This is a genomic window from Methanobrevibacter sp. UBA212 (assembly GCF_905233225.1).
GTDB lineage: Archaea > Methanobacteriota > Methanobacteria > Methanobacteriales > Methanobacteriaceae > Methanocatella.
The window spans coordinates 1-6,152 of record NZ_CAJODJ010000067.1 but is presented as its reverse complement, the minus strand read 5'-3'; the positions used below and the strand labels follow the sequence as shown (position 1 = coordinate 6,152).

Here is a 6,152-nt window from a genome sequence, read left to right as displayed (position 1 = left end):
AGAGCTGACTGAACTGATTCACAGGCAAAAGCCGGATGCCCTTACATTCACAACTCCGTCAAGAATAAGGCAATACCTTGAATATGACAGGTTTGCAGAAGAATTATCCACATTTTCATATATTGCAGTCGGCGGTGAAATATTGCCTCAGGACGTTGTGTCAAAAATCTTGGATAATGCAGATACTGACATATTCAACATTTACGGGCCGACAGAAACCACAGTAACCTGTAACTCAATAAACATTACCAGTCCGGACAATATCACTGTAGGAAAAGCATTGCATAACTACGTTACTGATGTTCGCGATATAGATGGCAAACTGCTGCCTGATGGTATAATAGGCGAGTTATACATTGGTGGTGTTGGTGTAAGTAGGGGATACCATAATCTTGATGATAAGACCGAAGAGGTATTCGTTACCATTAACGACATTCCGTACTATAAGAGTGGAGATTATGCAATTGAGCTTCCAAATGGCGAAATCGACGTCAAGGGAAGAATCGATAATCAAATCAAATTAAGAGGTTTGAGAATTGAGATTGGGGAAATTGAAGCAAATATCGCTAAATTCCCACATATCAGGCAAAACGTTGTTGTAATCAAGGAAATCAACAACAACGAACACTTATGTGCTTATTTCACTGCAGACGAGGAAATAGACACTGATGATTTAAAAGAGTACTTGACCCAATATTTAACCCGTTATATGGTTCCTACAGTATTCATGCAAATTGATGAAATGCCGATGACTCCAAATGGCAAAACGGATATAAATCAATTGCCTGAACCAAAATTAAAATTGGAGTATGTTGCACCTGAAAATGAATTGGAACAATTAATTTGTGCAGTATTTTCATCCACCTTGGGTATTGAAACTGTTGGTGCCGAAGATAATTTCTTTGAAATTGGAGGAACTTCACTTGTAGCATCCAAAATCATTTTAGAATTGCTTAAACGTGATTATACTGTAAAATATGATGATGTATTCTCCAATCAGACACCTAGACAACTTGCAAGATTCCTCTCTGGTGAACATGAGGTCAGGGATGGCGACTATGACATAGCCGATGACTATGACTATTCACAAATAAACAATCTCTTAAGTGAAAATACACTTGAAAACTTCTATAATGGTGAAAAACAGGAGATTGGCAACCTATTGCTGACTGGAGTCACAGGTTATCTTGGAATTCATGTTTTATATGATTATATTAAAAATGAAAAGGGTACAGTTTATTGCATGCTGAGAAAAGGAGGATTTGATTCTTGCAAAGACCGTTTAGCTGATCTATTTGATTACTACTTCGATGGGGAATTGACAGACTTGATTGGATCTAGAATCATTTTATCTGAAGGCGACATTACTGAGCTTGATGACTTTAAAAAACTTGAAAATTATCCAATTGATACATTGATAAATTGTGCGGCTATTGTAAAACACTATACTGCAGATGACTATATCTTTAAGGTAAATGTTGATGGTGTAATCAATGGAATTAAATATGCTCAGGCAAATGATGTTAGATATGTTCAGATATCGACCACAAGTGTGCTTTCATATCCTGTTGACATGGAATCTGCTCGTGATGTTCAATTGGATGAAAGAACATTATACTACAGGCAGGACTTGAGCAATAAATATGTCAACAGTAAATTTTTAGCCGAAAGAATGTTATTGGAGGCTGCAGTTGATGGTTTGGATGTGAAAATAATCAGAGTCGGAAACCTTATGGGTCGTTATAGGGACGGTCTCTTCCAGAAAAACTATGATACTAATGCATTTTTAGCCAATATCAAATCTATCAAGAATATTCAGGCCATATCCACTTCAATGTATGGTGAAGCTGAAGAAATGAGTCCTATCGACTGCACTGCAAAGGCCATAATTGCATTGTCTAAAACTCCGCAAAAATGCAGGGTATTCAACTGTCAAAACAATAATGATTTGTTGAATAGTGATATAATCAATGTATTGAATTCATTTGGTTATGGCATCCTGGAAGTCGATGACGATGAATTTATGAGGATATGTAGGGAAAATATGGACGAAAACATACAGGGATTAATCACTTCCGACATGTCTATAGCTGATGAAGGGGCGGATGAGGAAGATGATTATGAATACGATTTAAAAACAGACCAGACCGTTGAAATTCTTGAATCATTAGGCTTTGAATGGGTAAAACCGGATACCGATTATCTTACAAGGGTTATTGGTTATCTGAATGATTTGGGATTTTTCAATTAAAAATAGGCTATTTTCCAAGTAAAGAGTAATAGGAATCAGATGATTCCCTTTACCTTCTTTTTTTCATTATAATTCTTTTAATTTGTCCTTGATTTGTTCAAGTATTGCCTGATGCATTCTTTTTGTAAATTCTCCTCGGTCATTCTGATTCAATACATCAAGGTATCCTTGTGAAACCAGATTGAATGCAAATGGGCTTGGAATTACTGTATTGATGGTTTTTATTTCCATCTCTCCCGAATCAATCATATTTATGACTTTCAATGCGTTCTTGATGTCCATGTAGTCTTCCATGGCTTCTCTTCTGGCCTCCTTCAATATTGAAAAATTGTCATCCATGTCCTGCACATACTTAAGCAGTATTTTGCCTCGCACCTGCTGGCGGCCAACGGACTTTGATTCGCCTTTATATCTTCGCAATGTCATCAGTGACCTTCCGGCGCAATGTCTGAATCTTGATGCCAATGTTTCCGTCTTGTTGAGGGAATTTGTCAGAATCTGCTCAAAGTTTTCGGGGTTCAGTTCCCTGAATGATTCCAAACCTCCTATTGTGCCGTCCGAGCTCAGGTAAAATCCGTTGTCGGATATGGATATTGTGACATTCGTATTGTATCTTCGGGCAACCACATAGGCGACCGCACGTGACAGAGCGTCATTGACCTTTCTGCCGAATAGGGAATGGAATATCACGAATTTTCTTCCTCCAAATCCTTTGTAGTATTCTATGAGCAGGCAGCGGTTTGAAGGAATCTTTGCATATTTGTACTGTTCAATGAAGTATTCATAGATTGAATTGGCAGCAAAATCATCAACATAGAGGTAATCATAGATGAATTCCATTATCTCCTCTTTGCTTCTCCTGTACTCAAATCTGGCTTCCATGAATGACCTGAACTTCTGTATGTCCATTGCAAGGTCAAATGATAATGGAAGCTGTTGTGAAAACCATGAAGGTATTGTCGGAGGTCCGCTTGCCGGAGTCACGTTGATGGTCATTCCCTTGCCGTAGTTGAACCGGTATGTTCGCCCTCCAAGCACGAAGGTGTCTCCCTTTTTGAGCCTTTCCATAAAGGACTCTTCTATCTTTCCGACGGTTTCGCCGTCGCATTTGACAAGCACTCCTGATGAATCTGGTATTGTTCCGATGTTTGTTGAATAAAGCATTCTTGCCAGCTTTCCACGCTTTCCAAAGGTATTTTCCTTATAGTCAATCCAGATTTTGGCATAGACATACCTTTCTTCAAGCTCTTCGTATTCTCCGCCGAGATAGCTTAGGACGTCCTCGTAATCGTCTCTGGTGAGGTCCTTATAGCAGTAGCTCTTTCGTATCACGTCGTATGCATAGTCGATGTCCCATGGATTTTCAATGCTCATCCCATAGATGTGCTGCGCAAGGACATCCAGACAGTTTGAAGGTATTGTAATCCTGTCAATCTTTCCTTCCTTGGCATTTTTAAGCAAAACTGAGCATTCCACCAAATCATCACGGTCGGTGACTATGATTCTTCCCTTGGATTTTTCATGTAGTCTGTGTCCGCTTCTTCCTATTCTCTGCAATGCTCTTGCAACGGATTTTGGGGAGTTGATTAAAACGACAAGGTCAATATATCCTATGTCAATTCCCAGTTCCAGGGATGTTGATGAGACGACTGCCTTGAGCTTGCCTTCCTTCAGCTTGTTTTCGGTTTCCAGACGAACTTCCTTTGAAAGCGAGGAGTGATGGGCCATTATATTGCTGTTATTGTAGTTCATCGGATACATTTTCTTCAGGTTGTAGACAAATCGTTCCGTGCCGCTTCGGGTATTCGTAAATATCAGTGTTGTCTTGTTTTCCTGTATCAAGTCATCCAGAAGGTCATACATTCCCAAACGGGTGTCCTCTTCATCTGCAAGGACTATGTCGCTTACAGGACACATGACCTCCATGTCAAGCTCCTTCAGGTAGTTCACATTGACTATCTTGCAGTTCCTTTCAACTCCATATTCATAGCCGACCAAAAAGCGTGCAACCTCTTCGATGGGACTTACTGTCGCTGAAAGCCCTATCCTTGTATACTGTCCGATCAGATGCTGCAGCCTCTCTAAAGACAGGCTCAAATGAACTCCCCTTTTGTTTTCGGCCAGTGAATGTATCTCGTCAATGATTACATATTTCACATGGCTCAGCTTTTCCCTGAACTTCGGAGCCACCAATAAAATTGACAGGGTTTCGGGAGTGGTAATCAGGATGTGCGGCGGCTTTTTAAGCATTTTCTGCCTTTGGTACTGTGTGGTGTCACCGGTTCTGACGGCCTTTCTGATTCCTAGGCTTCTGCCGGCTATCTTTTCCACTCCGTCAAGCGGTTCATCTAAGTTCTTTTCGATGTCATTGTCAAGAGCCTTCAGGGGTGAAATGTAGATGCAGTAGACCTTGTCTTCCAGCTTGTCCTTTTCTGCCAGTTCTGTCAGTTCGCTGATGACCGATAGAAACGCCGTCAGGGTTTTACCGGATCCTGTCGGTGATGAGATTAGGATATTGTTCCTTTTGTGGATATCAATGATTGACCTTTTCTGAGCTGGGGTGAAATCCTCAAATTGGGAGTCAAACCATTTTCTGACCCATGGGTGAAGGGTTTTGAAAATTTCCTTTTTGGAATAGCTCTTTTTCTGCTCTTCAATCATTTTGTCTCATCTCTTGAAAAATATTTTTGTGCATGATATACTTGCTTGATTTTTCTTATTATATTTTTGTTATACTTTTTGTAAATATTTTTGTACAGTCAAAAAAACATAACAAGTGTTTTTTAGCCAGTCTATTCATTAAATTCATTATTTGTTAAATTTGTTTATTTGTTTAATTTGATTTAATGAATATTACTCAAAAATTCATATAAAAATAGTTAAATAGTTTATTTTTCAAATATTTATACATAGTCTTAGGACTAAGGTGGTATAAAAATGAAAAACTATTTCGATATTAAAGACAAAGTTGCAGTTGTTACTGGAGCTTCATCTGGTCTTGGTTGGCAAATTGCTCAAGCATACGCAAGCCAAGGTGCAAAAGTAGCATTATTTGCTAGAAGAGAAGAAAGATTACAAGAAAATGTCGCTGAAATCGAAGATAAATTCGGTACTGATGTAATGTATGCAGTATGTGACGTCGGAGATTACGACAGTATCACCGCAGCTGTTGCAAAAGTTATGGATGCTTACGGAAGAATTGACATCTTAGTTAACGCAGCAGGTATGGGTAACAACAAAATGGTCACTGACCAATCCAACGAAGAATGGGAAAGACACATCCACATCGACTTAAGCGGTGTATACTACATGTGTAAAGCTGTTGGAGAAATCATGATTGAACAGGAATACGGTAAGATTATCAACATCGGTTCAATCCACTCAAGAGTTATCTTCCCTGGTGGAGGAATCAGTGCATACTCCTCAGCTAAAGGTGGAGTAATGAACCTAACCAAAAACTTAGCTGTAGAATGGGCTAAATACAACATTACCGTTAACGCTATCGGTCCAGCAGTATTTGCAACTGAATTGACCCAAGACACCATTGACCTAGATGGATTCATGGACTTGATTGCAGCATACTGTCCTGCAGGCCGTTTAGGTGAACCTGGTGAATTGGATGGTATTGCAATTTACCTGGCATCTGATGCATCCTCTTACTGTACAGGTCAATTGATCTGTATCGACGGTGGTTGGACAGCTATCTAGATAAGAGATTTTTCTCTTATTTTTTTCTATTTTTTTTTAATCTGTAAAATTTTATCAAATTAGTGAAAGAATACTCCGACCTCTTTTAGGTCGGAGATGAATTTCACAAAAAAGACACAGAGTCATTTTTTCAATCAATATTTTTTGAATATTACTTTTCAAATGCTCTCTCACTTTGTTTATATAATTTGTA

At 38.9% G+C, this 6,152-nt stretch carries 3 protein-coding genes; 2 read left to right on the top strand and 1 reads right to left on the bottom strand.

Features of this window, described 5'->3' with window-relative positions; translation table 11 throughout:
• Positions 1-2,251, top strand: a 2,251-nt coding sequence (locus QZ138_RS11125; RefSeq protein ID WP_292889084.1) for an SDR family oxidoreductase, incomplete at its 5' end; no start/stop codon positions are given.
• A 66-nt stretch (positions 2,252-2,317) separates the two neighbouring features.
• Here the strand turns inward: QZ138_RS11125 and QZ138_RS11120 are convergent.
• The gene (locus QZ138_RS11120) at positions 2,318-4,912 is read right to left on the bottom strand and encodes an ATP-dependent helicase (protein WP_292889083.1); all 2,595 of its coding nucleotides are present in this window, start codon (positions 4,910-4,912) and stop codon (positions 2,318-2,320) included.
• Positions 4,913-5,188: 276 nt separating this feature from the next.
• Between QZ138_RS11120 and QZ138_RS11115 the strand changes: the two genes are divergently transcribed.
• On the top strand, positions 5,189-5,959 hold the full coding sequence (locus tag QZ138_RS11115) for an SDR family NAD(P)-dependent oxidoreductase (protein WP_292889082.1): 771 nt from the start codon (positions 5,189-5,191) through the stop codon (positions 5,957-5,959).
• Positions 5,960-6,152: the final 193 nt, after the last annotated feature.

Coding starts and splice junctions, on each gene's coding strand:
- QZ138_RS11115 (WP_292889082.1), top strand. CDS start 5,189: ATGAAAAACTATTTCGATATTAAAGACAAAGTTGCAGTTGTTACTGGA.
- QZ138_RS11120 (WP_292889083.1), bottom strand. CDS start 4,912: ATGATTGAAGAGCAGAAAAAGAGCTATTCCAAAAAGGAAATTTTCAAA.